Origin of the sequence: Micromonospora ureilytica, from assembly GCF_015751765.1 — a bacterium.
GTDB classification, from domain to species: domain Bacteria; phylum Actinomycetota; class Actinomycetes; order Mycobacteriales; family Micromonosporaceae; genus Micromonospora; species Micromonospora ureilytica.
In genome coordinates this window covers 158,748-183,597 of record NZ_JADOTX010000001.1, presented here as the reverse complement: position 1 = coordinate 183,597, position 24,850 = coordinate 158,748, and the positions used below count along the sequence as shown (strand labels likewise).

General features: G+C 71.4%; 21 protein-coding genes, 1 other RNA gene and 2 pseudogenes. 5 read left to right on the top strand and 19 right to left on the bottom strand.

Annotated features, from left to right (window positions below):
- Positions 1–103: 103 nt before the first annotated feature.
- An RNA gene (rnpB, locus tag IW248_RS00910) (RNase P RNA component class A) lies at positions 104–519 on the bottom strand.
- A gap of 127 nt (positions 520–646) precedes the next feature.
- On the opposite strand from rnpB, the gene IW248_RS00905 reads away from it, so the two are divergent.
- On the top strand, positions 647–1,408 hold the full coding sequence (locus IW248_RS00905; protein WP_124822815.1) for a sulfite exporter TauE/SafE family protein: 762 nt from the start codon (positions 647–649) through the stop codon (positions 1,406–1,408).
- Between the two features lie 112 nt (positions 1,409–1,520).
- Here IW248_RS00905 and IW248_RS00900 read toward each other — a convergent pair whose 3' ends face one another.
- A complete protein-coding gene (locus IW248_RS00900) occupies positions 1,521–2,744 on the bottom strand; it encodes an MFS transporter (protein ID WP_196925254.1) in 1,224 nt (407 codons plus the stop codon).
- Between the two features lie 54 nt (positions 2,745–2,798).
- Here IW248_RS00900 and IW248_RS00895 point away from each other — a divergent pair, with 54 nt between their 5' ends.
- Complete coding sequence (locus IW248_RS00895; protein WP_196925253.1) at positions 2,799–3,260, top strand: MarR family winged helix-turn-helix transcriptional regulator; 462 nt, start codon at positions 2,799–2,801, stop codon at positions 3,258–3,260.
- A 205-nt stretch (positions 3,261–3,465) separates the two neighbouring features.
- Here IW248_RS00895 and mctP read toward each other — a convergent pair whose 3' ends face one another.
- From mctP to IW248_RS00860, 7 genes are all read right to left on the bottom strand, one after another.
- The gene (gene mctP / locus IW248_RS00890; protein WP_196925252.1) at positions 3,466–5,115 is read right to left on the bottom strand and encodes a monocarboxylate uptake permease MctP; all 1,650 of its coding nucleotides are present in this window, start codon (positions 5,113–5,115) and stop codon (positions 3,466–3,468) included.
- Positions 5,115–5,357 carry a DUF3311 domain-containing protein gene (locus IW248_RS00885; protein WP_124822819.1) on the bottom strand — a complete coding sequence of 81 codons (243 nt, stop codon included), beginning with the start codon at positions 5,355–5,357 and terminating at the stop codon, positions 5,115–5,117. The genes mctP and IW248_RS00885 overlap by 1 nt, the downstream gene beginning before the upstream one ends.
- Before the next feature lie 162 nt (positions 5,358–5,519).
- A complete protein-coding gene (locus IW248_RS00880) occupies positions 5,520–6,698 on the bottom strand; it encodes a bifunctional RNase H/acid phosphatase (RefSeq protein ID WP_196925251.1) in 1,179 nt (392 codons plus the stop codon).
- A 3-nt stretch (positions 6,699–6,701) separates the two neighbouring features.
- Positions 6,702–7,439, bottom strand: coding sequence for a zinc ribbon domain-containing protein (locus IW248_RS00875; RefSeq protein WP_196925250.1), 738 nt, complete (start codon positions 7,437–7,439; stop codon positions 6,702–6,704).
- Complete coding sequence (locus IW248_RS00870; protein WP_372432752.1) at positions 7,429–8,265, bottom strand: Nif3-like dinuclear metal center hexameric protein; 837 nt, start codon at positions 8,263–8,265, stop codon at positions 7,429–7,431. Before IW248_RS00870 ends, IW248_RS00875 begins: the two co-directional genes overlap by 11 nt.
- Positions 8,266–8,383: 118 nt before the next feature.
- A complete protein-coding gene (locus IW248_RS00865; protein WP_196925248.1) occupies positions 8,384–8,956 on the bottom strand; it encodes a flavoprotein in 573 nt (190 codons plus the stop codon).
- Positions 8,957–8,972: 16 nt separating this feature from the next.
- Positions 8,973–10,202, bottom strand: coding sequence for a helix-turn-helix domain-containing protein (locus IW248_RS00860; protein ID WP_196925247.1), 1,230 nt, complete (start codon positions 10,200–10,202; stop codon positions 8,973–8,975).
- Between the two features lie 248 nt (positions 10,203–10,450).
- Here IW248_RS00860 and IW248_RS00855 point away from each other — a divergent pair, with 248 nt between their 5' ends.
- Entirely contained in the window at positions 10,451–11,122 is a 672-nt protein-coding gene (locus tag IW248_RS00855; RefSeq protein ID WP_124819132.1) for a bifunctional DNA primase/polymerase, read from the top strand.
- A 263-nt stretch (positions 11,123–11,385) separates the two neighbouring features.
- On the opposite strand, the gene IW248_RS00850 is transcribed toward IW248_RS00855, so the two are convergent.
- Genes IW248_RS00850 through IW248_RS00830 form a run of 5 tightly spaced genes read right to left on the bottom strand, consistent with a single transcriptional unit; the run spans position 11,386 to position 17,655 of the window.
- Positions 11,386–12,108: an FAD:protein FMN transferase gene (locus tag IW248_RS00850; protein ID WP_196929982.1), complete on the bottom strand. Its 723-nt coding sequence runs from the start codon at positions 12,106–12,108 to the stop codon at positions 11,386–11,388.
- A gap of 49 nt (positions 12,109–12,157) precedes the next feature.
- On the bottom strand, positions 12,158–12,736 hold the full coding sequence (locus tag IW248_RS00845; RefSeq protein WP_196925246.1) for an FMN-binding protein: 579 nt from the start codon (positions 12,734–12,736) through the stop codon (positions 12,158–12,160).
- A gap of 13 nt (positions 12,737–12,749) precedes the next feature.
- Complete coding sequence (locus IW248_RS00840; protein ID WP_196925245.1) at positions 12,750–14,168, bottom strand: ferredoxin reductase family protein; 1,419 nt, start codon at positions 14,166–14,168, stop codon at positions 12,750–12,752.
- Entirely contained in the window at positions 14,165–15,547 is a 1,383-nt protein-coding gene (locus tag IW248_RS00835; protein WP_196925244.1) for a DUF1501 domain-containing protein, read from the bottom strand. Before IW248_RS00835 ends, IW248_RS00840 begins: the two co-directional genes overlap by 4 nt.
- An 8-nt stretch (positions 15,548–15,555) precedes the next feature.
- Positions 15,556–17,655 carry a DUF1800 domain-containing protein gene (locus IW248_RS00830; RefSeq protein ID WP_196925243.1) on the bottom strand — a complete coding sequence of 700 codons (2,100 nt, stop codon included), beginning with the start codon at positions 17,653–17,655 and terminating at the stop codon, positions 15,556–15,558.
- 432 nt (positions 17,656–18,087) lie between these two features.
- Here IW248_RS00830 and IW248_RS00825 point away from each other — a divergent pair, with 432 nt between their 5' ends.
- A complete protein-coding gene (locus tag IW248_RS00825; protein ID WP_088988248.1) occupies positions 18,088–18,345 on the top strand; it encodes a DUF3040 domain-containing protein in 258 nt (85 codons plus the stop codon).
- Positions 18,346–18,349: 4 nt separating this feature from the next.
- On the opposite strand, the gene IW248_RS00820 is transcribed toward IW248_RS00825, so the two are convergent.
- The 4 genes and pseudogenes from IW248_RS00820 to IW248_RS00810 all read right to left on the bottom strand — a co-directional run bounded on the left by IW248_RS00820 (position 18,350) and on the right by IW248_RS00810 (position 23,320).
- Complete coding sequence (locus IW248_RS00820; RefSeq protein WP_196929981.1) at positions 18,350–19,249, bottom strand: SWIM zinc finger family protein; 900 nt, start codon at positions 19,247–19,249, stop codon at positions 18,350–18,352.
- A gap of 82 nt (positions 19,250–19,331) precedes the next feature.
- Positions 19,332–22,070 (bottom strand): annotated as a pseudogene (locus IW248_RS00815) (DEAD/DEAH box helicase); the annotation flags it as partial.
- Positions 22,071–22,159: 89 nt separating this feature from the next.
- A pseudogene (locus tag IW248_RS33830) lies at positions 22,160–22,637 on the bottom strand (ATP-dependent helicase); the annotation flags it as partial.
- A gap of 164 nt (positions 22,638–22,801) precedes the next feature.
- Positions 22,802–23,320 carry a DinB family protein gene (locus tag IW248_RS00810; protein ID WP_196925241.1) on the bottom strand — a complete coding sequence of 173 codons (519 nt, stop codon included), beginning with the start codon at positions 23,318–23,320 and terminating at the stop codon, positions 22,802–22,804.
- An 82-nt stretch (positions 23,321–23,402) separates the two neighbouring features.
- Between IW248_RS00810 and IW248_RS00805 the strand changes: the two genes are divergently transcribed.
- Complete coding sequence (locus IW248_RS00805; RefSeq protein ID WP_124822874.1) at positions 23,403–23,609, top strand: DUF8847 domain-containing protein; 207 nt, start codon at positions 23,403–23,405, stop codon at positions 23,607–23,609.
- An 8-nt stretch (positions 23,610–23,617) separates the two neighbouring features.
- On the opposite strand, the gene IW248_RS00800 is transcribed toward IW248_RS00805, so the two are convergent.
- Entirely contained in the window at positions 23,618–24,760 is a 1,143-nt protein-coding gene (locus IW248_RS00800) for a polysaccharide pyruvyl transferase family protein (RefSeq protein ID WP_196925240.1), read from the bottom strand.
- Between the last annotated feature and the right edge of the window lie 90 nt (positions 24,761–24,850).

The following is a 24,850-nucleotide window of genomic DNA, read 5'->3' as shown; positions in this document are numbered from 1 at the left end:
GGCCAGGCCGTCAAACGCCACCCAACGATGACCAAGGTCAACCAACGACAACAGATAAACGGCCAGCTCAGAGCCTCGATCACGGCTCCGACCTGGTGGGCGACGGACGAGTCGACCTGTACGCCGGATTCTGTGCCCGGCGCGTACCCCGAGGGGTTTGCGCCGGCGGCGGCCATCCATCTGGGCCTGCCGTTGCCGACAGGCTCTAGCGGCCTACCCGCAGACATCGGGCGGGCAGCCCTCAAGCGTCTGCGCCGGGTCGTCATCTTGCGGTGACGGCCCTTGCTTGGCCTTGCTCCGGGTGGGGTTTACCGAGCCACCCCGGTCACCCGGGGTGCTGGTGGGCTCTTACCCCACCGTTTCACCCTTACCGTCCCCGTTGGGGTCGGCGGTCTGTTTTCTGTGGCACTTTCCCGCGGGTCGCCCCGGGTTGCCGTTAACAACCACCCTGCCCTGTGGAGTCCGGACGTTCCTCGGCGGCGGGCCGAAGCCCGCCGACGCGGCCGCCCGGTCGACTCGTCCGTCGCGCTCTCATCCTAACGACGAGCGTGCTGCCGGTATTGCCGCCCCGCCTGGGCAAGATCGCGCAGCTCAAGGTTGGTCCGGCGAATGCTTGTCGTAGGGCGACGGCTAGCCTCGTGGGGCTATGGATCTCTCCCACGCCGCGCTGCTGCTCGCCGCCGGTCTCGCCGCTGGCACTGTCAACGCGGTGGCCGGTGGTGGTTCGCTGATCACCTTTCCGGCGATGATCGCGATCGGGTTGCCCCCGGTGCCGGCGAACGTCAGCAACTCCGTCGCCGTCTTCCCCGGGTACCTGGCCAGCGTGGCGGGCAGCCGACAGGACCTGCCACGTCCCCGCGCGCTGGCCACGCTCGTGCCTACCACCATTGTCGGCACGATTGTCGGGGCGTTGCTGCTGCTGGCGACTCCGGCCCGCGCGTTCGAGCTGGTCGTACCCTTTCTTGTTCTCGGCGCGACAGCGGTCCTGGCCTTCCAGGACCCGCTGCGCCGGCTGGTCGGCCACCCCCGGGACCTGTCGCCACGCCAGCGGACGGTCGCCGTCCAGACGATGGTCGCGGTCGGCGCGGTGTACGGCGGTTACTTCGGTGCGGCGCTCGGCGTGATGCTGGTGGCCGGGCTGGCCCTGGTGCTGGACGCGACCCTGGTACGGGTGAGCGCGATCAAGAATCTGCTCTCCGCGGTGGTGGGGTGCACGACGCTCGTGGTGTTCGCCCTGTTCGGCCCCTTGAACTGGGCGGCGGTCGCGGTGGTCGCGCCGGCCACCCTGATTGGGGGGTACGCGGGCGCCCGGCTCGTCCGCCGGCTGCCGCCGGTGGTGCTGAAGACGGTGATCGTGGTGTTCGGTACGACGATCGGCCTCTACCTGCTCTGGCGCGCCCTGAACTGAGCGGCGTCAAAGGCCAAGATCCGCGCAACATCGGGGAAAGCGCTGCCTCAGCGAGCCCGGAGGCAGCAGGTTCCCCGAAGGTGCGCGGATCTTGGGGACTGGCCCGCGCCGCTCAGTAGGTTTCGCCGACGGGCTCGTGTTCGGTATCGGCGGCGGCGCGGTTCCAGCGGGACCAGAGGACCCGCTCGCCGTAGCCGGCGGCCATCAGGTGCGCGAAGGCCAGGTAGACGAGCACGCCGACGGCGAGCACCCCGAAGCCGACCCAGAACGGCAGCGACAGCGACTGCTCGGCGAGCTTGCCGGAGATGATCGGTGCCGGAGCGGCGGCGCCCCAGCGGACCAGGTTGAACGCGCCGGTGGCGACGCGCCGGTCGCTGGAGCCGAGGCCGAGCGCCAGGTCGGTGAGGTTGGCGTTGGCCAGTCCCATGCAGAGTCCGGCGAGCACCAGCACCACGAGCGCCTCGGCGGTGCTGGTGGAGGTGGCGAAGAGGACCATGCAGATCAGCAGCCCGGCGATGGCCACGCCGACGGTCTGTACCGCGCCGATGCGGTGGGCCAGCCGGTGACCGATCACCATGATGCCGGCGGCCAGGCCGAGCCCCCAGCCGGTGAAGGCGAGCCCCAGCGGGATGACGTCCAGGCCGAGGAAGAGCGGCGTGTAGCCGAGCACCACGAAGAACACGAAGTTGTACGCGGCGGTGACCGCACAGAGGGCGATGAACGCCGGCCGGCGGTAGGTGGCGAAGATCTGGCCGACGCGTACCGGTGCCTGGCGGTTGGTGGGCTCGCGGAGTTTGCGGGACGCCACGCCGAGGGCGAGGACCATGAAGACGCCGCAGACGAAGAACGGCAGCCGCCAGCTGACCTCGCCGAGCAGGCCACCGATCAGCGGTCCGACGGCGAAGCCCAAGCCCAGGGCGGTCTCGAAGAGACCCACCACCCATTCTCGGTCGACGGCCAGGTTGACCAGCACCACCATGGCGGTAGCGAAGAACATCGCGTTGCCCAGCCCCCAGACGCCGCGCAGCACTGACAGCTGCACGATGTTGTCGCTGAACGAGGCGAGGATCGCGGCGAGGCCGACCACGGAGACGCCGGTGATGAGCACCGGCTTGAAGCCGAACCGGCCGCTGGCCAGCGTCGCCGGGATCATCCCCAGGGCCATGACCGCGATGTACGCGGTGAACAGCAGCTCGACCTGCCAGGCGGTGACGCCGATCGCCTCGCCGATGGCCGGCAGGATCGGGTCGACGACGGCGATGCCGGCGATGGCGAGGAAGGCCACCAGCGTGGTGGCGTAGATGGCACTGCGGTTCGGTTCGGAACGCCGATCCACTCCGACTCCTCAGATAGCTGTATCGTACAGGTAGTTATTCTGTATGATACAGCTATGAGCGACGACCATGACGAGAGCACCCTCGGCCGGATCGAGACCGAGGTGGCCCTGCTGATGCGCTTCGGCGAGGCCACCCGGCGGGCCACCGGCACCGCCGAGCACCGGGTGCTGGACCGCGCGGCGTACGTCATCCTGCGCCACCTGGCCGACGCCGGCCCGCAGAACGTCTCAGCGCTCGCCGCCCGACTCAACCTGGACGGCTCGACAGTCACCCGGCAGGTGTCCGCGCTTCAGCGGGACGGCCTGATCACCCGTACCCCGGACCCGTCCGACGGCCGCGGCACCGTCATCTCCCCCACCACGGCCGGTCTGCAACGGATGGCCGCCGTGCAGGCCGCCCGCACCCGGCTCTACGGCGACATGCTGGCCGACTGGAGCACCGAGGACCGCTCCACCCTGGCGACCCTCCTGAGCCGCCTCAACCAGGCCCTGATAAACCGCAACCGCCCCCGTTAGCCCGCCCAGCCCGCCCCCAGCTCGTCGATCTTGCACTTACGGTGGGAATAAACAGGGGCGAATCGACACCGAACGGGCACCATAACTGCAAGATCGACGCGCGGCACGCAAGGACGAGCGGCACGCGAGGACGCGAGGCACGCAAGGACCCGGATACAGGTACGCCCGGGCACCGACCCACGTCGGCACCCGGGCGTACTCGAGGTCAGGCGACCGGCTCGCGGGCCGAGTCGGCGTCGCGGTCGGTGCCCGGGGTGACTCGGGGGTCACCCTCGTCGGCGAAGTAGTCGTCCGGCTCGGTGCCGTCGACTCCCTCGTCGACCTTCGCGGCCCGCAGCGCCAGCGTCACAAGGGCCGCGACGGCCAGGTTGACCGCCACCGCCACGATGCCGACGTAGATCGTCCGGGTGGTGTCGAACCCGAACTCCGACAGCGGGAACGCCGAGCCGCCGAAGTGCTTCCGGGTCGGGCTGGCCACCTGGTAGAGCATCCACATGCCCAACCCCATGCCGGCCACCCAGCCGACGATGAGACCGGTGCGGTGGAACCAGCGGGTGTAGAGGCCCAGCGCCACCGCCGGCAGCGTCTGCAGGATGATCACGCCTCCGATCAGCTGGAGGTCGATGGAGAACTGCGGGTCGAGGAACACGATGCAGGCCACCGCGCCGACCTTCACCACCAGTGAGGTGATCTTCGAGACGTTCGCCTCCTGGGCCGGGGAGGCGTCCCGCTTCAGGTACTCCTTGTAGATGTTGCGGGTGAACAGGTTCGCCGCCGCGATCGACATGATCGCCGCGGGCACCAGCGCGCCGATGCCGATCGCCGCGTACGCGACACCGGCGAACCAGTCCGGGAACTGCTGGTCGAACAGCAGCGGGACGATCGTGTTGTTGTCCACCGAGCCGGCCGAGTTGCCGGGCAGCGGCTTCACGCCGGCGGCGATGGCCATGTAGCCGAGCAGCGCGATCAACCCGAGCAGCAGGCTGTACGCGGGCAGCGCCGACATGTTCCGCTTGATCACGTCGCGGTTCTTGCTGGCCAGCACACCTGTGATGCTGTGCGGGTAGAGGAAGAGCGCCAACGCCGAGCCGAGCGCCAGTGTCACGTACTGAAGCTGGTTGTTGCCGTTGAGCAGGATGCCGTCGTTCGGGTTGGGCGAGGCGTCGAACTTCGCGTCCGCGGCGGCGAAGATGTCACCCCAGCCGCCCAGCTTGTACGGCAGGTAGATGACCGCCACCAGGATCACGATGTAGATCAGGCTGTCCTTGACGAACGCGATGAGCGCGGGCGCGCGCAGCCCCGACTGGTACGTGTAGGCGGCCAGGATGGCGAACGCGATGATGATCGGCAGGTGCCGGGCCAGCGCGTTGTCGCCGGTGACGCCCATCGTCTTGAGCACCGCCTCGATGCCGATCAGCTGCAACGCGATGTACGGCATGGTGGCGACGATGCCGGTGATGGCGATCAGCAGCGCCAGCACCGGCGAGTCGAACCGGTTGCGGACGAAGTCGGCGGGCGTGACGAACCCGTGCCGGTGCGACACCGACCAGAGCCGCACCAGCACCAGGAAGACCAGCGGGTAGATGACGATGGTGTAGGGCACGGCGAAGAACCCGGCCGCGCCGGCACCGAACATCAACGCCGGCACCGCCACGAAGGTGTACGCGGTGTAGAGGTCACCGCCGATCAGGAACCAGGTGATCCAGCCGCCGAAGCTGCGCCCGCCCAGCCCCCACTCGTCCAGGTGCGCCATGTCCTTCGGCGCCCGCCAGCGGGCGGCCACGAAGCCCATCGCGCTGACCAGGAGGAACAGCAGGGAGAAGACGATGATCTCGGTGAGATGGTCGCGCCACATTAGGAATCACCTCGCTTCTTCGTCATCTGGTAGACCAACGTGGTGGTACCGACGCCGAGCAGGATGAAGGCCAGTTGCAGCCAGTAGAAGCGCGGGAAGCCGAAGACCCGGGGCGAGTCGCCATTGAAGAAGACCGGGATCAGCGGCACCACGATGGGGATGAAGAGCAACCAGTTCCAGGGGCTGTGGTCCTTCGCCCTGGTCGGCGCCGTGGTGGGCGCCTCCGGTTCGGGTGCAGCCATCTGACACACCTCCGGGGAGTCGTGGCTCTCGATGTAACGGCCGGAGGCTACGACTCTGTGATGGCGGTCACCTGACCTGCCCGGAGGGCGCTGCGCCGAACGGCCGGCCGGATGCGCCGAACGGCGCGCCCGACCGGCCCTGGCAACGGAGGGTGCGGCGGTTCAGTCGAGGGTGGAGAGGTGGGCGGTGTCGTTGACAGTGCGCACGGCCACGCCACCGTCGGGCCACATGTCGAGCACCGAGATGCCGGCCGCGTCCAGGAAGAGCCGGTGCAGGAAGCCGTCGCCGGCCGCGAGGGCGTCGCGCAGCATCAGCTTGATCGGCGAGACGTGCGAGACGACCACCACGGTCTCACCGGGGTACGCGGTGAGCAGCCCGCTGATGACGCGGTGCGCACGTTCGGCGACCTGGGTGAACGACTCCCCGTCCGGCGGCGCGATCCGGGGTGAGGCGAGCCAGGCGTCCATCTCCCCCGGCCACTGCTGGCGCACCTCGGCGAAGGTGCGCCCCTCCCACTGGCCGAAGTCGCACTCGATCAGGTCGTCCTCGGTGCGGACCGGCACGTCACCGAGTGCCCCGGCGATCGACGCCGCGGTGGCCGTACACCGGGACAGCGGTGAGCTGAGCACGGCCGCGACGGTCGGGGCCAGCTCGGCCACCCGGGCGCCGGTGGCGCGGGCCTGGGCCCGGCCACGTTCGGAGAGCGGCACGTCGCCGCGCCCGGAGTAGCGCCGTTGCTCGGTGTACGGGGTCTCGCCGTGGCGGACCAGGATCAGTCGGGTGGCGGTGAAGGTCGGCCGTGGCTCCCAGGAGGCCGGCGCGGTCGCCGGGTCGCTGCCGATGATCGGGGCGGCGGGCGTCGTCGCGGGCTGGCCGGTGGGCGCGGCCGTCGCAGGACGGCCGGGGGCCGCAGCCGTCGCAGGGCGACCTGCGGCGGCGTCCATGGCGGCGTTGGCGAGGGCGTCGGCGTGCCGGTTCTGCTCGCGCGGGATCCAGCTGAACCGGACCGCACTGAACCGGCCGACCAGCGCGGCGGCCTGGGCGGCGAGGGGACGCAGGCCGGGGTGCTTGATCTGCCACCGGCCGCACATCTGCTCGACCACCAGCTTCGAGTCCATCCGGACGTCCACCTCGGCGGCGCCCAGCTCGGCGGCGGCGGTCAACCCGGCGATCAGGCCCTGGTACTCGGCGACGTTGTTGGTGGCCGTGCCGAGCGACTCGGAGCGCTCGGCGAGCACCTCGCCGGTGTCCGGGTCGCGGACCACCGCGCCGTAGCCGGCGGGGCCGGGGTTGCCCCGGGACCCACCGTCGGCCTCCATCGAGACCACGCGCGGCGCCACGACCTACAGGCCCGACTCGTTGGTACGGACCATGATCCGTCGGCAGTCCTCGCAGCGGACCACGTCGTCGGGTGCGGCCTTGCGGATCCGGGCCAGGTCGGCACCGGACAGGTCCAGGCGGCACCCGCCGCAGCGGCCGGCGGTGAGCAGCGCGGCGCCGAGCCCGGTGTCCGCGCGGATCTTGTCGTAGAGATTGACCAGCTCGCTCGGGAGGTCGGCGGCGAGCGGCTGACGGGCGCCCCGCTTGAACTCCTCCTCCTTGGCGATCTCGGCCATCGCGTCGTCGCGGCGCTGCTCGGTCGCGGCCCGCTTGTCCCGGGTCTCGGCCAGCCGCTGCTCCACGCCGTCCAGTACGCCCTGCGCGGTCTCCCGCTGCTCCATCAGCTCCAGCTCGGCGTCCTCCAGGTCACCCTGGCGGCGCTTCAGCGAAACCAGCTCGTGCTGGAGCGCCTCCAGTTCGCGGGCGGGACCGGTGCCGGCGGCCAGCCGGTTCTCGTCCTTCTCCTTGCGGGCCCGAACCTGCTCGACGTCCTTCTCCAACCGGGCGATGTCCCGGTCCAGGTCGTCGACGGCCACCTGGGCGCGCACCCGCTCGTCCTCCATCGACGACAGTTCCCGGGCCAGCGACTCCAGCTCGGCCCGCTCGGCAAGCGTTCGCCGACGGTGGGCGAGCTGGGCGAGGTTGGTGTCGATCGCCTGGAGGTCGAGCAGGCGGCGCTGCACCTGAGGGTCAGCCTTCACGGTCGGGCTCCTTGTCGTCCACAACGGGTGCGGCGGCGTGCACGGTCCACGGATCGGTGTCCAGGTCGGACACCAGCGTCTCGACGTCCAGCGCCTCCCGGAGGAAGGCGGCCAGGTCGTCCAGCCACGGTCGTTCGGTCGCCCAGTGGGCGGCGTCGATCAGGGCGGGACCATCGGCGGCGAGGTGCTCGCCGGCCGGGTGGTGCCGCAGGTCGGCGGTGAGGAACGCGTCCACCCCGGCGGCGGTCGCGGCGCCGAGGAAGCTGTCCCCCGACCCGCCGCTGACGGCGAGGGTACGAACCATACGCCCGGGATCCCCCGCCGCGCGAACTCCCCAGGACGTGACGGGGAGCACCGCGGCGGCGTGTCGGGTCAGTTCGGCGAGGGTCATCGGCTGGGGCAGCTCGCCGATCCGGCCGAAACCCCTGTCGTCGCCGTGGGCGGGCGACCCGGGTGCGGGCCGCTGGAGTGGGCGTAGTCCGGTGAGCCCGAAGCGGGCGGCGAGGGCGTCGGAGACGCCCGGGGAGGCCACGTCGGCGTTGGTGTGCGCCGCGTAGAGCGCCACCCCGGCCCGGATCAACCGGTGGATGATCCGCCCCTTGAAGGTCGTCGCGGCGACCGACGACACCCCGCGCAGCAGCAACGGGTGATGCGAGACGATCATGTCCGCGTCGGCGGCGAGGGCTTCCTCGACCGTCTCGGGCACCACGTCGACCACGCAGAGCACCCGGCGGACCGGGGCGGCCGGCTCGCCGAGCACCAGGCCCACCCGGTCCCACTCCTCCGCCCAGGCCGGCGGAAAGCGCCGTTCCAGCACGGCCACCACGTCGCTGACTGTGGGGGCGGATCCGCTTGTGCTCACGGCGGGCCAGCTTACCGGCGTGGAGGCCACCGGGCGGTGACACCCGGCCCGGCCGCGTCGGGCGGAAGATCTGCCGGATGCCCTACGCGGCGCTCCAGGAGACGGTCTGCAACGCGGCCAACGGCAGCGCCCAGGGGAAGGCGTGGGTGTGCTGTTCCCCCGTTCCGGGCGGATGCAGAGCGATCACGTCGTCGCCGAAGAGCACAGTGACGCCCCACTCGGCCAATCGGGCCACCCCGGCACGAAACGCCGGGTGGCAGGCCATCGCCGCGTTGGTGTACGGCACCGCCACGATGGGGACGCCCTTGCCCTGCGCCTCGACCAGCAGCCCGAGTGCCAGGGTGTCGGTGATCCCGGCCGCCCACTTGTTGACAGTGTTGACGGTGGCCGGGCAGACGATCATGGCGTCGGCGGGCGGCAGGACGTCCGGGTCACCGGGATTCTTGTAGTGCGTCCGCACCGGGTGGCCGGTCTGCCGAATCAGGGCCGACTGGTCGACGAACTTCGCCCCGTCCGGCGTGGTGATCACGCAGACGTCCCAACCGTCCTGTTGGGCGAGGTCGACCAGACGACCGACGTGCCGTGCCAGCGGCGAACCGCAGGCGATGACGTAGAGCACCTCGCGGTGCCCGCTGTTGCGCGCTGCACCGGCCATCAGACCGGCTCCGCGCTCATACCCCTACTCCCATGTGCTCAGCCAACTCCGCTACCGGAGAAGGCGGCGCACCACGTGTGCGACGAAGGATGTCGGACATCACCTCGTGCGCGATCGGCCGGCAACGGATCTCCGACGGGGCGAGCCGATCACCGAGCAGCAGCATCTCGCCGGCGTTCGCCACGTCACCGATCTGGGCGTAGCCGCGGGCGATGTCGAGCAGATGGTGGGCGCGGCGCTCGGGCAGCAGCGCGTTGAAGGCGGGCTCCGCGATGCGCAGCTGGTGCACCTCAACGGCCCGTCCCCCGTCGCCCAGCTCCACCGCGGCGGCGGCCCGGTGCAGTTCGACGTTTGTCGGGCCGAACGACGTCCAGTAGTGGTTGTGGTCGCCGCCGAGCAGGGTGGCTGCCTCCTGCGCGCAATTGATCAGATCGTCCACGCTGGCCGAGTCCCCGATGCGGGACGCGGCCATCGCGCCCTGGAGCAGCAGCATCCCGTAGACGGAGAGGCGGGCCGGGGAGACCTCGTTGCTCCCACCCGGTGCCAGCCGGTTGGCGATCTGGACGTTCAGCTCCAGCGCGGGACGGGCCCGCCCCATCGCGACCAGGGCATTGCACACCCGGGTGGTGGCGATCCCGGCCAGCAGCGGGTCGTCGGCCCGCTGGGCCACCGCCATCGACCGGTCGGCGGCCAGCCAGGCGAGCTCGCACTCGCCGAGCTTGCGCAGCACCGAGGAGGCGATCTGGTAGACCTGGCCGAGCAGGTGGGCCGCCTCGGCGGCCCGCTCACCGCCGTAGGCGGCGTCGGCCGCCTGGGCGTCGCGCAGCAGCTTCGGCAGCGCCCGGGTGAGCATCCCGTAGCGGCCGTACTGGTAGGTGAGCCAGGCATGGTTGACGGCCTTGCGCATGTCGTCCATCGGCGGCGGGTACGGCACCGCGTCGAAGTAGGCGCTCATCGAGTCGTAGCGCTCCAGCGCCGCCCGGATCTCCTGCACCTCGACCTGGTCGATGCAGTTGAGGGCGTCGGCGCGCCGCTCCGGGTCCTTGCCCATCAGCAGCTGCACGTCCATCTGGAGGATGTCGGCGATCTCGTAGAGGACGGAGAACTTGTCCAACCGGCGGACGCCGCGTTCGACCTTGTCCACCCAACTCTTGGACTTGCCCAGCCGGTCCGCGAAGACCTGCTGCGACATCTTGCGGCGCCCCCGCCAGTAGGCAACTCGCCGTCCTATGGGTAGCTCGTCCATCTCCCCATCCTCCCCTGCCACCGACGACCAATCGAGTCGGGGCGATGTCTGCGGGCGCGGCGACTGCCGTTCATTTTCAGGTTTTAGCTGGTCGCACAGGATGTACGTCAGCCGTACAGCTAGTCCTCGTACTTTTCGTGCAAGTTGCACGGGCCGTTCGTCAACCTCAACGATCGTGGGTTACGGCAGTGACGGTGCTCGACATACGACCTGGCGAACGCCGGGCCCGACGAGAGGAGTTGGCACATATGTGGGGGAATGTCGGACCGCGCGTTGCCGAACTGTCACCGCTGGAACGGGTACGGCTGCGCCGGGTCGCCATCCGGTACGCCATCCACGGCTGGGAGGTCACGCCGGGCGCCTGCCTGGCCCGCAGCCGCTTCGTGTGCGGCCGAGCCGGCTGTCCCACAGTGGGCTGCCACCCCGCCCTGGAGAACTGGGAACTGGCCGCCAGCGCCGACCCGGCCCGGGTCGCGACCTGGTGGCGGAGCCGACCGCACGGGGTGCTGCTGCCCACCGGCCGGGCCTTCGACGTGCTGGAGGTGCCCGCCCACCTCGGCCGGCACGTGCTCGACGCGGTCCAGATCCACCCGGCCGGCACCGGCGTACGCGGGCCGGTGCTGGTCACGCCCACCGGACGGTGGATGTTCCTGGTCCGCCCCGGCGACCCGCTCCGACCGGAGTTGGAGCACTGTTTCCACGTGGTCCGGCACGGGCCGGGCTCGTGGATCCCCGCGCCGCCCACCCGGCTGCCGGAGGGCACCGTCCGGTGGGCGGTCGCCCCGGAGCAGGCCCGCTGGCAACTTCCGGATTCGTACCTGGTGCAGAACACGTTGATCGGGGCGCTGCGCGCCAGCGGGGTGACGCTCGCCCCCGATCTGCTCCCCGGTCACCTGCCGCTGCCCCGACGAGGCATGTGAGACCGGCCCGGTCGACGATTCGATCCGGTGCCCGACAGCGTCGCCAGGACGCCGGTCCTCGTTGACAGGGGAAGAGCGCGAACGCGCGCCACGAACGGGGGAACCATGTCCACAAACGACAGAGCGCCTCACCCCGGCGGCACCGAGCCGCCCCGGCGCAGCCACCCAGGGCGACGCTGGGCCGGCACCCGACCGTCCGGCTCCCGCCCCGGCCGCCCCCGCCCCACCGGCTCCCGACCGGCCGGCACCCACCGCCCCCTCCGCTAGTCGGTCAGCGGGAGGTCGGCGGAGTGGTACTGGCGGGCGTTGTCGGTGATCGCCGCGTGGGTGTGGTCGTCCAGGCGGGCCAGCCAGTTGAGGCCGGGGGTGCCCATGGCGAGGGCGGCGGTGGCGTACGCGTCGGCCACCCCCAGGTCGGTGCCGACCACTGTCACCGAGCGCAGCCCACTGGCCGGCGCGCCCCGACGCGGGTCCAGCACGTGCCGGCCCCGCTCGTACACGCCGGACGTGGCCACGGCCAGGTCGGTCCCGGTCAGCACCAGGCACGCCGCCATCGCGTCCCACGGGTGCCGGATACCGATGCGCCACGGCTCCCCGGACGGCGACAGGCCCCGCACCCGTACGTCACCGCCGGCGTTCACGCAGTGGTTGACCGCACCGGCGGCGACGAGGCGGTCCGAGGCGACCTGGGCCGCCCAGCCCTTGACGAAGCCGGACGGGTCGAGCCGACCGGTGGCGTACGCGTCGAAGAACCCGTCGGTGGCGCCCCACAGGTCTGCGCAGGTCTCCAGCACGTACCGCAGGTCCGCGGACGCTTCGGACAGCAGCACCTCACCCCTGTCGAAGCGGCACACCTCGCTGTCCGGCTGGTAGGTGCTGAACCGCGCGTCCACCTCGCGCATCCAGGCGAAGACCTCATCCGCCAGCTCGCGCAGGGTCGACGGTGGCAGATCGTCGGCGAGGTCCAGAGTGATGGCCGTACCCATGATCTGTTCGACCCGGCACAGCCCGGGTCGGGTCAGCGTGGCCCGCACGTCAGAAAGCCTGCTCGATGGCGGACCGCAGCGACTGCTTGTACGAGTTGCTGGTCTCGGTGGCCCCGGAGACGGTGTTGAGGTTCGCGTTCTGCTTCTGCACCACCTCGCCGCCGCGGCCGTCGTAGCGGTTGCGGACGTCGCCGCTGTGGATGTCGGATTCACCCCCGCTGGGCAGCGACAACGCGACGGCCTCGACGATCCGGTTACCCGAGACGACGATCTGCACCTGCACGTACCCGTACTCGTTCTCGAAGCCGTTGCCGGTGACCCGGCGGGTGGTCGACTGGGGCGCCTTGGTGGTGGTTCGGGGTGCGGCCTTCGTGGTGGTTCGGGTGCCGGACGGGCGGGCGGTGCTCTTTGTCGGCTTGGGCGACGTGGGCGCCTTGGGCGCGACCGACGGCGTCGACGCGACGCCCGCCGGGTCGGTGCTCGGCTCGACCTCCTGCGGGGTGGGGTTGACCGGCTGGGAGCTCGGCAGGTTCTGAGCGACCTGGTTGGTGGCCGGGGAACCCTTGAACACCACGAGCGCGGTGGTGCTGGCGGCCAGGCCGGTGATCGCGAGGAACGCGCGACGCATGGGGATGCCCTTCCTACAGCTCGAACGTGGCCAGATGGATCTGCCGCCGGGGCACGCCGGCCCGCCGCAGCGCACGCACCGACTGTTCCACCAAACCGGGCGGCCCGCACAGGTAGACGTCGCGTCGGGCCACGTCGGGCACCAGTTGACGCAGCCCGTCCGGGCTCATCAGTTGGCGGGGGCCGGGGTCGTCGCGGGAGCCGATGACGTACCAGACGGAGGTGTGGCGTTCCTGGGCCAGCCAGTCCAACTCGCGGCTGAGCAGCACGTCGGCAGGTGTGCGGGCCCGGTAGATCAGCGCGGCGCCCGGCGGCAGTTCCTCCAGCATCGCCCGGATCGGCGTGATGCCGCTGCCACCGGCGATCAGCAGCGCCCGCTCGCGGAGCCGGTGCGCGGCGGTGAAGGTGCCCGACGGGCCCTCGGCCCAGACCCGGGTGCCCGGCTCCAGGTCGCGCAGGTCGGCCGTGTGGGTGCCGACCACCTTGACGGTGACCCGCAGCCAGCGGCCGTTGGCGGCGGCGGAGACGGAGAACGGGTGCGACTGCCACCAGCAGCCCCGGGTGAGGAACCGCCAGCGGAAGTGTTGGCCGCCGAGCATCGCCAGCCGACCGAGCCGCTCCCCGGTGAGGTAGATGGAGATGGTGTCGGTGCTCTCGGCGACCACGTCGGCGACCCGCAGCTTGTAGCGCAGGTTGAACGCCAGCGGCGCGATCACACGGCCCCAGAGCAGGGCGGCGACCACCAGCAGGTAGAGCGCGATCCAGCCGGTGCGCACCGGGCCGGGCTTGTACAGCTGCGCGCCGTGGGTGAACTGGTGGCCGAAGCCGAGCAGCAGGATCAGGTAGCTGGACAGGTGCAGCAGGTGCCACAGCTCGTAGGGCAACGCCCGCCGGATCGCCCGGACGCTGCTGAACCCGACGAGCATCATGATGCCGGTGGCGACGAACGCCGAGACCATGTCCTCGTAGTCGCCGAGCAACGTGCCGACCTCGGCGAGGATCGACTGGTTCCGCAGGTCGGCGTAGCCGACGAGGATCAGCGACATGTGCGCCAGCACGGTGACCAGCAGGGTGGCGCCGACGTCCCGGTGCCAGCGGGCCATGTGTTCGCCGCCGATCCACCGTTCCAGCACCGGCAGGCGGCTCATCATCAGCACCTGCACCAGCAGCAGGTAGCCGGCGACCAGGCCGGTGATCCGGCCGGCCGCGGTGACTGTCGTCGCTGTGGTCCGCAGCGATCCGGCGGGGGTGCCCAACCACCACGGCAGCACGCTGGCGAGCAGGCCGACCAGGAGCAGCACGCCCAACAGCCGTCGGCCGCCGGGTCCGCGCCGCTCCGGGATCTGCGGGGGTACGGGCGCAGCCGACCGGCCGCCGTGCCGGGACGAGGTCCCGGTACGACGGCCGGCGGCGTGGGTGTGCGAGTACGTCACGCGTACAGCTTCATCGGGGCGTACTTCTGGCGGGGGAAGACCTTGTCGACCTCCGCGTTGGTGAGCCCGAACCGGCCCTGCGCCACAGCGCCGTAGACGTTGAACATGTTGTTGTACTCCGGCACGTCACCGGAGTCCAGCTTGTCCAGGCCGTTCCAGGTGCCCAGCAGCGAACCGGCCAGCTTCTTGCCGGACAGCAGGGTGACCACACCGCCGTGCCCGTGGTCGGTGCCGTTGTTGTTGGAGCCGACCCGACGGCCGAACTCGCTGGACACCATGATCGTCACGTCGGCGGCCTTCGGGCCGAGGTCGGTGAAGAACGCGGCCATCGCGCTGGCCAGCTCGTTGAGGCGGCGGTGCAACTGGCCACCCTCGCGGGTGCCCTGGTTCTCGTGGGTGTCGTAACCACCCATGCCGACGGTGGCGACCCGCACGTTGGCGCCGCCCTTGATCAGCTGAGCGAGTTGCTGGAACGCGTTGCCGACGCCCTCGTACTTGACGCCCTCGGCGGGCTGGTACGGCTTGGCGGCGAGCTTCTGGGCGGTGGCCAGCGCGCCCATGCCCTCCTGCACGGCCTCCTCGACCGGGTGGTTGATCCCGGTGAAGAGCCCCTTGATGGCCTTCTCGGTGGCGGCGCGGAACCGGTCGTCACCGTTGAGCCGCAGCGACCCGACGTTGTTCAGCGACAACGCGCCGTTGTTGCCGACCAGCGAGCGGGGCAGCGTGCTGCCGATGCCGACGCTACGGAACGCGGTGCCCTTGCCCAGGTTGTCGACGAGCCCGTCCAGCCAGCCCCGGCCGCCGGTCTCGTTGGGCAGCCCGCCCAGGTTGCAGGCGTCGGCGGCCTGGAAGTGGCTGCGGGACAGCCGCTCGTCGGAGACCGCCGGGATGAAGCCCAGCTGACCGGCGCTGAGCCACTTCTCCAGCGGCTTGAACGCGCTGGTCAGCTTGAAGCCGCGGCCCAGGGACAGCGAATCGTTGCCGAGCAGCAGGTCGGGCCGGGCCTTGTTGAGCACCGCGTCGTTGTCCGGCGCGATCAGGCTCAGCCCGTCCAGCCCGCCGTAGAGGAAGACGTGGATCAGCGTGCCGGTCTTGGTCGCCGCGAACGACGCCGAGGTGGTGACGAACTGGGCGGTGGCCAGCGCGGTGGCGGTGGCCGCGGCACCCGCGACGAAGGTCCGTCGGGTCACGCCGCGACCGTCCTGCTGGGCCTCCTCCAGGTCCTCCAGGGTGCGGTACCTGTCGAACTCGGCGGCGTTCTCGGCGGCGACGATGTCCGCCTCGGCCCGCAGCAACGCCTCGGCCGGGTTGTCGGCCAGCCGGCGCAGGTCGGGGCATTCGGGGTGCAGGGGGAAAGAGTTGTACACAGTCTTCTCCATCGGGTGCCTCACCGGAGGTGGTGCTGGGGGGAAGCGAGGATCGCCCGCGCGACGGCGGTGATGGCCCCGTTGAACGTGGCGTCGACCTTGGCGGTCGCCGTCACACCGGCCACGCCGAGGATGAGGTTCTTCTCCCGCGTGCTCAACTTCTGGCCCACCAGGCGCAGGGAGAGAGCGTCCACGTACGCCCCGGCGGTCGCCGGCGGCTTGGCGACCAGCTTCTCCGGCGCCGTGTACGTGAAGGTGGTGCGGTAGCCGGCGAGGATCTCGCCCGCCTCGTTCCAGCCGTTGACCATCGTGCCGGCCGAGGTCCAGGCGACGTAGACGTCCGGGTAGCCGTCCGGGGTCGGATGACCCATCGGGGACTGGCCCAGCTCGCGCATCTTGTCGTGGATCTGCCGCAGCCCCCGCGCGTACGCGGTGCGCTTGCTGTCGCCGTTGTTGTGCTTCGGCGACGCCTCCGGGGAGACGCCCAGGGTGCGGTACGTGGCGACCAGGTACTCCATCGGCCGACGCACCTTCTGGCCCACACCGGCCCAGAACTCCGAGGAGCAGAACAGCGTCATCAGGACCGGCTTGATCATGCCCTTGTTTGTGGTGTACGTCTTGGCCAGCCGGTCCACCAGGGACTTCGGCGGGGTGTCCGAGACGAACCGGGTGGCCAGGCTCTGCGCCACGTACCTCGCGGTCGACGGGTGCGTCGCGATGTAGGTGATGTACGCGTCGATCGCCGCTTCGGCCTTCTTCGGGTCGGCCGAGTTGTTCGGGTGGCTGAAGCCGAGGATCTTCACCTTGCCGACGTAGTGCTGCTCGGGGCGGAAGACGTACTTGCCCTTGTCGTCGACACCGCGGCCGGTCTGCAACATGGCGGCCTGCCGCACGTCCGGCTCCTTGTAGCCGCCGTCGACGCCGACCGAGTAGAGCTCGAGGTTCTCCCGGGCGAGGTTCTCGTTGATCGCGTCCTTGCGGGAGTCCTTCTGGTTCAGGTAGATCAGCAGCGCCGGGTGCTTGTTCGCGGCGACCAGCATCTCCGGGTAGCTGCCCAGCGCGTGCTTGCGCACGACGTCCTGGTCGAACGAGCTGCGGTACACCTCGCCGCCGTCGAAGTCCGCGGCGACGTGCAGGAAGTCGTTCCAGAAGTCGACCATCACCTCGAACAGCTGGCGCTTGGACCAGATCTGCCGGGCGATGGTGGCGTCGACCATCTCCCGCTCCGGCTGGGCGTCCTGCTCGTTGAGCTTGTCCCGCTGGTCGCGCAGTTGCTGCACGGAGAGCTTCTGGGTCGGCAGCTCGGCGAGCTTCAGCTCGCCCTTGCTCGGCTCCAACTTCTCCGGGTCCAGCTGGGCGCGGATCCAGGCGTCCATGCCCTCGCGCTTGATGTCGGCGACCACCGCGGGCGTCACGCCGAAGGTGGTGCGCCGGGCCAGGTGCAGGATCGGGTCCTTGGCCAGCACCGTCTTCACTGTCACCTTGGTCGCCGCCGCGGCCGCGGCCGGGCCGGAGAAGGTCCGCCCACCGGCCGGCGCGTTCTTCTTCAGCGCCTCACCGGCGCGGGAGCCCATGTAGCTCTCGTTCTGCTCGGTGTAGGTACGCACCGTGCTGGGCTGCTGGCCGCTGGGCCGCGCCGCGGTGCCGTCGGTCACCGTGCTGCCGGTCGCGTCGCCGGCCGCCGCCTCGTCGCCGAAGAGGCCACGGAACTGCGGGGTCATGGCGAGCGCCGCGCCACCGGCGACGACGGCGGCGGTGCCACCGAGGGCCACCATCGCCTTACGTCGACCGACCTTGCGGCCCGGCTCGTCGTCATCGTCGATGGTGGGCAGTCCGGTGCCGGCCGGGCGCGCCGGGGCCGGCCGGCCAAGGCCCTCCGGGCCGACCCACTGCGGGCCGCGCGGCGCGGGTGCGGGCTGCCCGGCGTGCGCGTACCCGTCGGCGTACTGCTCACGCGGGTCGGCCTGCGCGGCGTAGCCGCCCTGCTGAGGGTGGGGCGAGTCGTAGCCGTAGGGCGCCGGCGTGTGGGGGTCGCCGTAGCCGTCAGCGCTGGGGTGCTGATGTCCGTCCCAACCGCGGTCGTCCCGCGGTCGACGTGGTGGCACATTCTGGTCGGCCATGTACCAATCCCGATTTCTGAGAAGCGCCGGAAGCTGCTACCGGGCAGGTGCGGCAGGTGCGGCGACTGTTGCCTGAGGGGGTTGCTACGGCAAGGTAACCAAGGCCCCAGGGCCCTTCAAGGTGGCCGGAACACACTCGTCAGGGCACTTAAGACAGCGTTCAGTGCGACAGCGGCCGGGGGCGGTGAGGTGGACGTGCCGGCAGACCTTCCCAGCAGGGCGTACGCGCGGCAGCCGAGCACGGATCGGACCAACGCCGCCGTACGCGACACTTTCGGCGCCGTTCACCACCAAAGGCAAACTTAAGGTTCAGGTAAGCCGGACATGAAGCGCGCTCACGTGGAGGAAAAGTAGGAGCAGCGGGCGAGCGTGAGCCGCCACCGCAGCGGGTATGCCGCCGAACCGCTGAACGCGTGAGGGGAAGGCAGCGCCATGCTCAGCAAAGAGGATCAGCGCAGATTCGACCAGATCACCCGTCAGCTCCGAGAGAGTGATCCGGCCTTCTTCAAGCGGCTGGACCACAGGGTTCGGGCCCGCAGGGGCCGCTATCTGATGTTGTTGACCATCGTGCTGTGGGCGTCGCTGCCGGCGATAGCCGTGTTCGCCGGTCGACTGACCGGCGCGATCTGCGCGGTGGTGCTGGTGGCCAACGCCGCGATCATGTGGCGGTTCCGCCGCCGGTGGACGTGACGGCTCACCGGTCGGTCGGGCCGAACGCCCGGTACGCGCGGCGCAATCGTTCGAGTAGTCCCGGCCCACCGATGGCCGGGGCCGGTGCTCCGAGCTGGCGCAGCAGCAGGTCGGTGCCGGTCACCAGTCGGGGCGGCCGATCCGGCAGCGGCACCGGCGCCGACCAGAACCGGTCGGCCGCCTCCGCCAGGGGCGTCGCGGACAGCCCGGCGAGCGCGCGGGCGGCACCGACCGGCGCGACGACGTCCACTGTCGACACGACACCGTCCGATTCGGACGGTTGGTCGACCGGCGGGGGCGGCGGGGTGGCACCGGTGGCCGCGACGCGCCGGGCGCGGAGTTCGTCGAGCAACTCCGCGCGGGACCGGCCGCGCCAGTGCAGCAGCTCGAACGGGTCCGCGTCGAACGCCTCGGCCAGCAGGTAGAACGTCGCCGCGAGGTGCTTGCAGGGCACCGCGAAGTCGGGGCAGTTGCAACGCTGGGTCAGCTCGTCCACGCCGGCCGGGAAGAGCGGCGCGCCGGCGGCGGCGAACAGCTCCTCCAACTCGTCGGGCAGGTCACCGGCGAGCAGCCGGGCGCTGAAGAACGCCTGCCCGGCCAGCTCGTTCTCGACTCGGGACCAGAGCGCGGCCGGGAACGGCTTCAGGGCGATCGACACCTGGTACGGCTTCGGCCGGGAGCCCTGCACCACAGCGCTGACCCTCCCGGGTGTGATGTCGAGCGTGAGCACCTGACCGGCCCGCGCGTACGACCGGCCCCGGGTCAACCGGGTGCCGAGCGCGAACGACTCCAGCACCTCCAGGAACCGCCGCGACCACCAGGACCTGCCGATCGCGCCTCGGGCGCTGCGCGCCCGCAGGCCCCCGTCGACCTTGCGGGGGCGCCCGTAGTCGGCGAAGTCCATGCTCACGTCGGCACTCCGCTACGCTCCGTGCCGGCGTGAGGCACAAAGGTGCTGTGCCTGATGATTCGCTCGCTCCGCTCGCTCACTCCACCACCGCCCCGGCCTCCAGGGCGAACAGGTCCCGCAACTGGCCGGTGGACAACTCGGTGATCCACTGCTCGCCGGTGCCGACCACCCGCTCGGCGAGGCTGCGCTTGTCGGCGATCATCGCGGCCACCTTCTCCTCGACAGTGCCGGCGCAGACGAACTTGCGTACCTGCACACGTCGGCGCTGCCCGATCCGGAACGCCCGGTCGGTGGCCTGGTCCTCGACCGCCGGGTTCCACCACCGGTCCACATGCACCACGTGGTTCGCGGCGGTCAGGGTCAGGCCGGTGCCGCCGGCCTTGAGCGACAGGACGAACAGCGGCGGACCCTCCGCCGACTGGAAGCGCTGCACCAGGGCGTCCCGCTCGGCCTTGCCGAGGCCACCGTGCAGGAACAGCACCTCCCGGCCGAACCGCGCCGACAGGTGACCGCGCAACATCGCACCGAACTCGGCGTACTGGGTGAAGAGCAGCGCCCGCTCCCCCGCCGCCAGCACCTCCTCCAGGATCTCGGTGAGCCGCGCCAGCTTGCCGGAGCGGCCCTCCAACGGTGAGCCGTCGCGCAGCAGTTGGGCGGGGTGGTTGCAGACCTGCTTGAGCCGGGTCATGGTGGCCAGCACCAGGCCGCGTCGCTCGATGCCGTCGCTGGTCTCGATCCGGGCGAGCATGTCGTCGACCACCACCCGGTACAGCGCGGCCTGCTCGGAGGTGAGGTTGCAGAGCACCTCCATCTCCAACTTCTCCGGCAGATCCGAGATGATCGACGAGTCGGTCTTGAGTCGGCGCAACACGAACGGGCCGGTGATCCGGCGTAGCCGCTCGGCGGCCTCGGCGTCGCCATGCCGCTCGATCGGCTCGGCGAACCGCTTGCGGAACGTCGCGGCCGGCCCGAGCAGACCCGGGTTGGCGAACTGCATGATCGACCAGAGGTCGGCGAGGCGGTTCTCCACAGGCGTACCGGTCACCGCCACCCGCTGCCGGGCGGGCAGCGCGCGAACCGCCTCGGCCTGTCGGGTCGACGCGTTCTTGATCGCCTGGGCCTCGTCCACCACCACCCGGTGCCAGTCGATACCGGCCAGGTCGGCGGCGTCGCGGGCGGCCACCGAGTAGGTGGTCAGGACCAGGTCCGCGCCGTGCGCGGCCGCGGTGAACTCCGCCCCCCGCGCCCGCTCGGCACCATGGTGTACGTGTACCCGCAGCTCCGGAGTGAACCGCGCCGCCTCCCGCTGCCAGTTGCCGACCAGCGACATCGGACAGACCAGCAGGGTCGGCCCGGTCTCCGGCGGGTCCCCGGCGAGCAGCGCGAGCAGCTGCACGGTCTTGCCCAGCCCCATGTCGTCGGCGAGCACACCGCCCAGGCCGAGTGAGCGCAGAAAGGCCAGCCAGGCCAGTCCCCGCTGCTGGTACGGCCGCAGCGTCCCCTGAAAACTCGGCGGCGGGTCCAGCGGTGTGAGCCGCCGCTCGACCGCACCGGCGAGCAGGTCACCCAGCGCCCCGTCGGCGGTCACCTCCAACACCGGCAGCTCACCGGTGGCCTCGCCGTCGGCCAGCCCGAGGCGGAGCAGGTCGGCGACTGTCAACTCGCCCGCGGAGCGGAGCAGGCGCAGACCGGCTGCGAGCCGCCCCGGGTCCAACTCCACCCACCGGCCGCGGAGCCGTACCAACGGGGTCTTCGTCTCGGCCAGCGCCGCCAACTCCTCGGCGGACAGCGGCTGGTCACCGAGCGCGATCTCCCAGCGGTAGTCGACCAGGGCGTCCAGACCGACGCCGGCGTCGGTGCCACCCACAGTGCCCGGCGCGGTACGGCTGCGCGCCCGCAACCGGGCGCCCAGGCGCGCCGACGGACGCTGCCACCAGGACGGCAGCAGCACCCCGAAACCGGCCGCGTGCAGCACCGGGGCACCCGCACTGAGGAACCGGTGGGCCCCCTCGACGTCGAGTTCCATCGCCTCCGGGGCTGCGGTCCGCAGCGCGGCGTCCAGGTCCGGCCAGAGCCGGCTGGCCCGCCCCAGCTCGGCGAGCAGCGTCTCCTGCGGGCTGGTGGTACGGCCCGCCAGGCCGCCGAGCGCCTGCGGCGCCCGCCAGATGTCCCCGGCGTCGATGTGCAGGCCGGGCTCGTCCGCGGCCTGCAACCCGAACTCCAGCCGCCAACGCCCGCCCCCGATCGACTCGACCGGCACCGGCGCATTGTCCGCGGGCACCGGCACCCGCGCACTGTCGGCGGGGACCGGCCGGGTGGCCAGGATCGGTTCGGTGACCTCGTCGGGGGCCGGTTCCACCAGGCGGAAACTGGCCCGCACCGGGCCACCGGCAGCGTCGCGCTGCCACGCCTCCAGTTCGGAGGAGAGGGTCGCCAGCCCGGCCGGGTCGATGGTGAAGTCCCGCTGCGGGCCGGCGAGCGCGGCCAACCACGCCGGCGCCGGACCACCCGGGCGCAACCCTCGGGCCAGCGTGGTGGTCGCCAGAGCGGCCCGCGCGGCGGCGTCGGTCAACACGTCGAGCGCATCCGCGACCAGGGCGCCGGCGGTCAGCTCGGTAGCGGGCGGCTCGGTGGCGGGCGGTACTACGGCCGCGCGGACGGCGGGGGGCACGACGGCCGCTCGGGCGGCCGGCGGCAGGGCGGCCTCTCGGACGGCTGGCGGCACCACGGCCGCTCGGGCGGCGGGTGGCAGGGCGAGCGCCAGCGATCGCGCCCAGGCGGCGTCGGTGCCGGTCAACAGTGGACGCCAGACCGCCTGCGCGGCAGCGCCGGACGGCCCCGTCACGCCAGCGTCGGACGTTCGGTCGCTCGTCGTCACGCCGGCGCCGGACGTCTGGTCGCCCGTCGTCGTGCGTACGCCGGGGAGGACCCGGCCACGGGTCACCAGGTCGGCGGCGAAGTCGGCCAGCTCGGCGAGGTGCCGCAGGGTGGCCCCGGGTACCGCCGGGATGTCGTCCAGGGCGTGCAGCAGCGTCAGGGCGTCGTCCGGGGCGTACACCAGGATGGGGACCCGCCACCCGGCCAGGGCGAGCCGGCCGCGGGCCGCGGGTGCGACGGTGGTCCGGATCAGCTCGGGTGAGTCGGTCGGCGCGCCCGCCAGGGTGGGCAGGGTGAGCAGCGCGGTGTCCGGCTGGGTCGGCTCGGCGGCTTCGGCGAGGACGGCGGCCAGGTCGGTGTGCCCGGCGGCGAAGGGGTGCGGGCGTTCCCGGGCCGGTCGGCCCGAGCGCGGCGCGGGAATCGGTGCGGCGCTGTCCTCGGCCCAGACGGCGAGGCTGCCGGTCGAGTTGTCGCCGGGCAACCACAGCCCGTGGATGACCAGCACCTGCTCCCCCTAGTCGCCGCCCGCCCCCAGAATAGGCGGCCCCCCAGGGCGACCCACCGCCGCCATCTGCGCGATCTTGCAGTTTGTGTTGGCGTTCTGCGGAGAGTGCGCCTTTTGTCACCGCAGAAAGTGCAAGATCGCGGGGCTGTGGGGGTGGGAGCCCGTCAGAACGCGCCGGAGTCGCCGTCGGTCAGCTCGCGCAGGATGTCGGCGTGGCCCGCGTGCCGGGCCGTCTCCTCGATCATGTGCACGAGAATCCAGCGCACCGACACCTCGCCGAGCTGCGGGTGCGGCACCACGTGGTCGAGGTCGACGCTCGCGGCGACCGCCCGGGAACGGGCGCAGGCCCGCTCGTACGCCTCAACGAGCCCTGCGACGGTCTCCTGGTCGCCGAGAGTGAAGCTGGCGACGGCGTCCTCCTCGGAGGTCAGGTAGACGTCGCCGGGCTCGGGGGCCAGCAGGGTCGGGAACCAGTTCCGCTCGACCACTGTCAGGTGCTTGACCAGCCCCACCAGCGTGGTCGCCGAGGGCACCAGCCGGTGGCGGGCGTCGGCGTCGGAGAGACCGCGCAGTTTGCGCAGCACGACGGCCCGATGGAAGTCGAGGAACGAGGTCAGGACGGCGCGCTCGTCGCCGGTGCGGGCGAGCACCGGACCGAGCGTGGGATCGATCGTCTGCTCCATCCGCCGACCCTAGCCACGGGCCGGGTCCCCCGCTGCCCCGCTATCCGCTGCGGGCGGGCGCTACGACGGGCAGGATGGGCGCATGGCTTCATCCGTGCAGATCCTTCTCGTCGGCGGCACGGCGGACGGGCAGACCATCACCGTCGAACTGGACACCAACGGCCGCCCGCCGCTGACCCACCATCACATCGGCTCCGGTGGGCTGGTTGACGCGCAGATCTACGAGTTGGAGACCGCCCGCGAGGAGGCCCGCGAGTGGCGCTACCGGTGGACCGGCCCGGCGGTGTGACCGCCCGCTCAGACCCGGGTGAGGGTCTGGCTGCGCAGGCTCTCCAACACGCCGCGGGTGACCTCCGAGGTGCCCCTCGCCTGATCGCACACCTCCGCCACCCGTCGGGCGGTGGCCTCGGCGCGCTGCTCCCGCTCGTCCCAGAGTCGGTCGACCTCGGCCAGCAGCGGCCCCTCGACCTCCCGCTCCACGCCGCGTAGCGCCGGCACACCGAGCCGTTGGGCCAGGTCGAAGACCTTTCCGGCGTACGGCAGGGGCAGGAACGGCGTACCGACCATCGCCGCGAAGATCAGGAAGTGCAGGCGCATGCCGACGGCCAGGTCGAAGTGGCGCATCAACCCCAGCACCTGCTGCGGCGAGTAGGTGCCGTGCAGGATTCGACCCCGCTCGGCGGCGACCATGTGGGACAGCACCCCGTGGGCGTGCCGGATGTCGTCGCGTTCCATCGGCACGAACAGCACGTACGCGTCGATCCGGTGCACCAGGAAGTCACCGATCTGGGCCAACAGCCGGTGGTAACCATCCACGTCGAGGCGTTCGGCGGCCCGGCCCGGCTCCCGCACGCTTATCCCGACCAACCTCTTGCCGACCGGCACACCCTCCTCGGCCAGCAGGTGGGCAGGGAACTCCTCCGGTTGCAGCAGGAAAGCCGGGTCCGCGGTGACCGTGATCGGGTTCAGCAGGCCGGCTTCCTCCAGCACCATCCGGGACTCCTGGTCCCGGACGGTCACCTGGGTCGCGCTGGAGAGCGTTTCCCGGACCATGCCGGTGTCCACCCCGTCGCTGAGCGGCCCGACCCCCACCGCGTACGTGATCAGCGGCAGGCCCCGCTCCTGGGCGACCCGGACCACCCGCAGGTAACGGCGGGCCTCCCGGTCGTAGAGGATGCCGCCGCCGCCCAGGATGAGCAGGTCCAGCTGGGCCAGGACGAGGGCCGAATCGGTACGGCTCACGCCCTCCCACGGCACCGCTTCGACGTCCGGGTGTGCGGCCCGGGTGTGCTCCGGGTTCCGCGAGAAGACGATGATCCGGGCGTTCGGTTCCTGCGTACGCAGATCGGTGAGCAGGCCGGTGAGGATCGCCTCGTCACCGAGGTTTCGCCCACCGTACGAACCCAGCACACCGATGGTCAGTCCGGCGCCATGCGTCATCCGTCGCTCCTCCCCAGGTGCGGTCCGCGCCGGTTTCCCGCTGGGCAGGTGAACAGTCCTGCCGGGGGGACCGACCTGGGTCTCCCCCGA

Bases quoted from the DNA above. Each gene is read 5' to 3' on its own strand.
- IW248_RS00905 (WP_124822815.1), top strand. From the start codon at position 647: ATGGATCTCTCCCACGCCGCGCTGCTGCTCGCCGCCGGTCTCGCCGCT.
- IW248_RS00895 (WP_196925253.1), top strand. From the start codon at position 2,799: ATGAGCGACGACCATGACGAGAGCACCCTCGGCCGGATCGAGACCGAG.
- mctP (WP_196925252.1), bottom strand. From the start codon at position 5,115: ATGTGGCGCGACCATCTCACCGAGATCATCGTCTTCTCCCTGCTGTTC.
- IW248_RS00885 (WP_124822819.1), bottom strand. From the start codon at position 5,357: ATGGCTGCACCCGAACCGGAGGCGCCCACCACGGCGCCGACCAGGGCG.
- IW248_RS00865 (WP_196925248.1), bottom strand. From the start codon at position 8,956: ATGGCCGGTGCAGCGCGCAACAGCGGGCACCGCGAGGTGCTCTACGTC.
- IW248_RS00860 (WP_196925247.1), bottom strand. From the start codon at position 10,202: ATGGACGAGCTACCCATAGGACGGCGAGTTGCCTACTGGCGGGGGCGC.
- IW248_RS00855 (WP_124819132.1), top strand. From the start codon at position 10,451: ATGTGGGGGAATGTCGGACCGCGCGTTGCCGAACTGTCACCGCTGGAA.
- IW248_RS00850 (WP_196929982.1), bottom strand. From the start codon at position 12,108: ATGGGTACGGCCATCACTCTGGACCTCGCCGACGATCTGCCACCGTCG.
- IW248_RS00845 (WP_196925246.1), bottom strand. From the start codon at position 12,736: ATGCGTCGCGCGTTCCTCGCGATCACCGGCCTGGCCGCCAGCACCACC.
- IW248_RS00835 (WP_196925244.1), bottom strand. From the start codon at position 15,547: ATGGAGAAGACTGTGTACAACTCTTTCCCCCTGCACCCCGAATGCCCC.
- IW248_RS00830 (WP_196925243.1), bottom strand. From the start codon at position 17,655: ATGGCCGACCAGAATGTGCCACCACGTCGACCGCGGGACGACCGCGGT.
- IW248_RS00825 (WP_088988248.1), top strand. From the start codon at position 18,088: ATGCTCAGCAAAGAGGATCAGCGCAGATTCGACCAGATCACCCGTCAG.
- IW248_RS00820 (WP_196929981.1), bottom strand. From the start codon at position 19,249: ATGGACTTCGCCGACTACGGGCGCCCCCGCAAGGTCGACGGGGGCCTG.
- IW248_RS00810 (WP_196925241.1), bottom strand. From the start codon at position 23,320: ATGGAGCAGACGATCGATCCCACGCTCGGTCCGGTGCTCGCCCGCACC.
- IW248_RS00805 (WP_124822874.1), top strand. From the start codon at position 23,403: ATGGCTTCATCCGTGCAGATCCTTCTCGTCGGCGGCACGGCGGACGGG.
- IW248_RS00800 (WP_196925240.1), bottom strand. From the start codon at position 24,760: ATGACGCATGGCGCCGGACTGACCATCGGTGTGCTGGGTTCGTACGGT.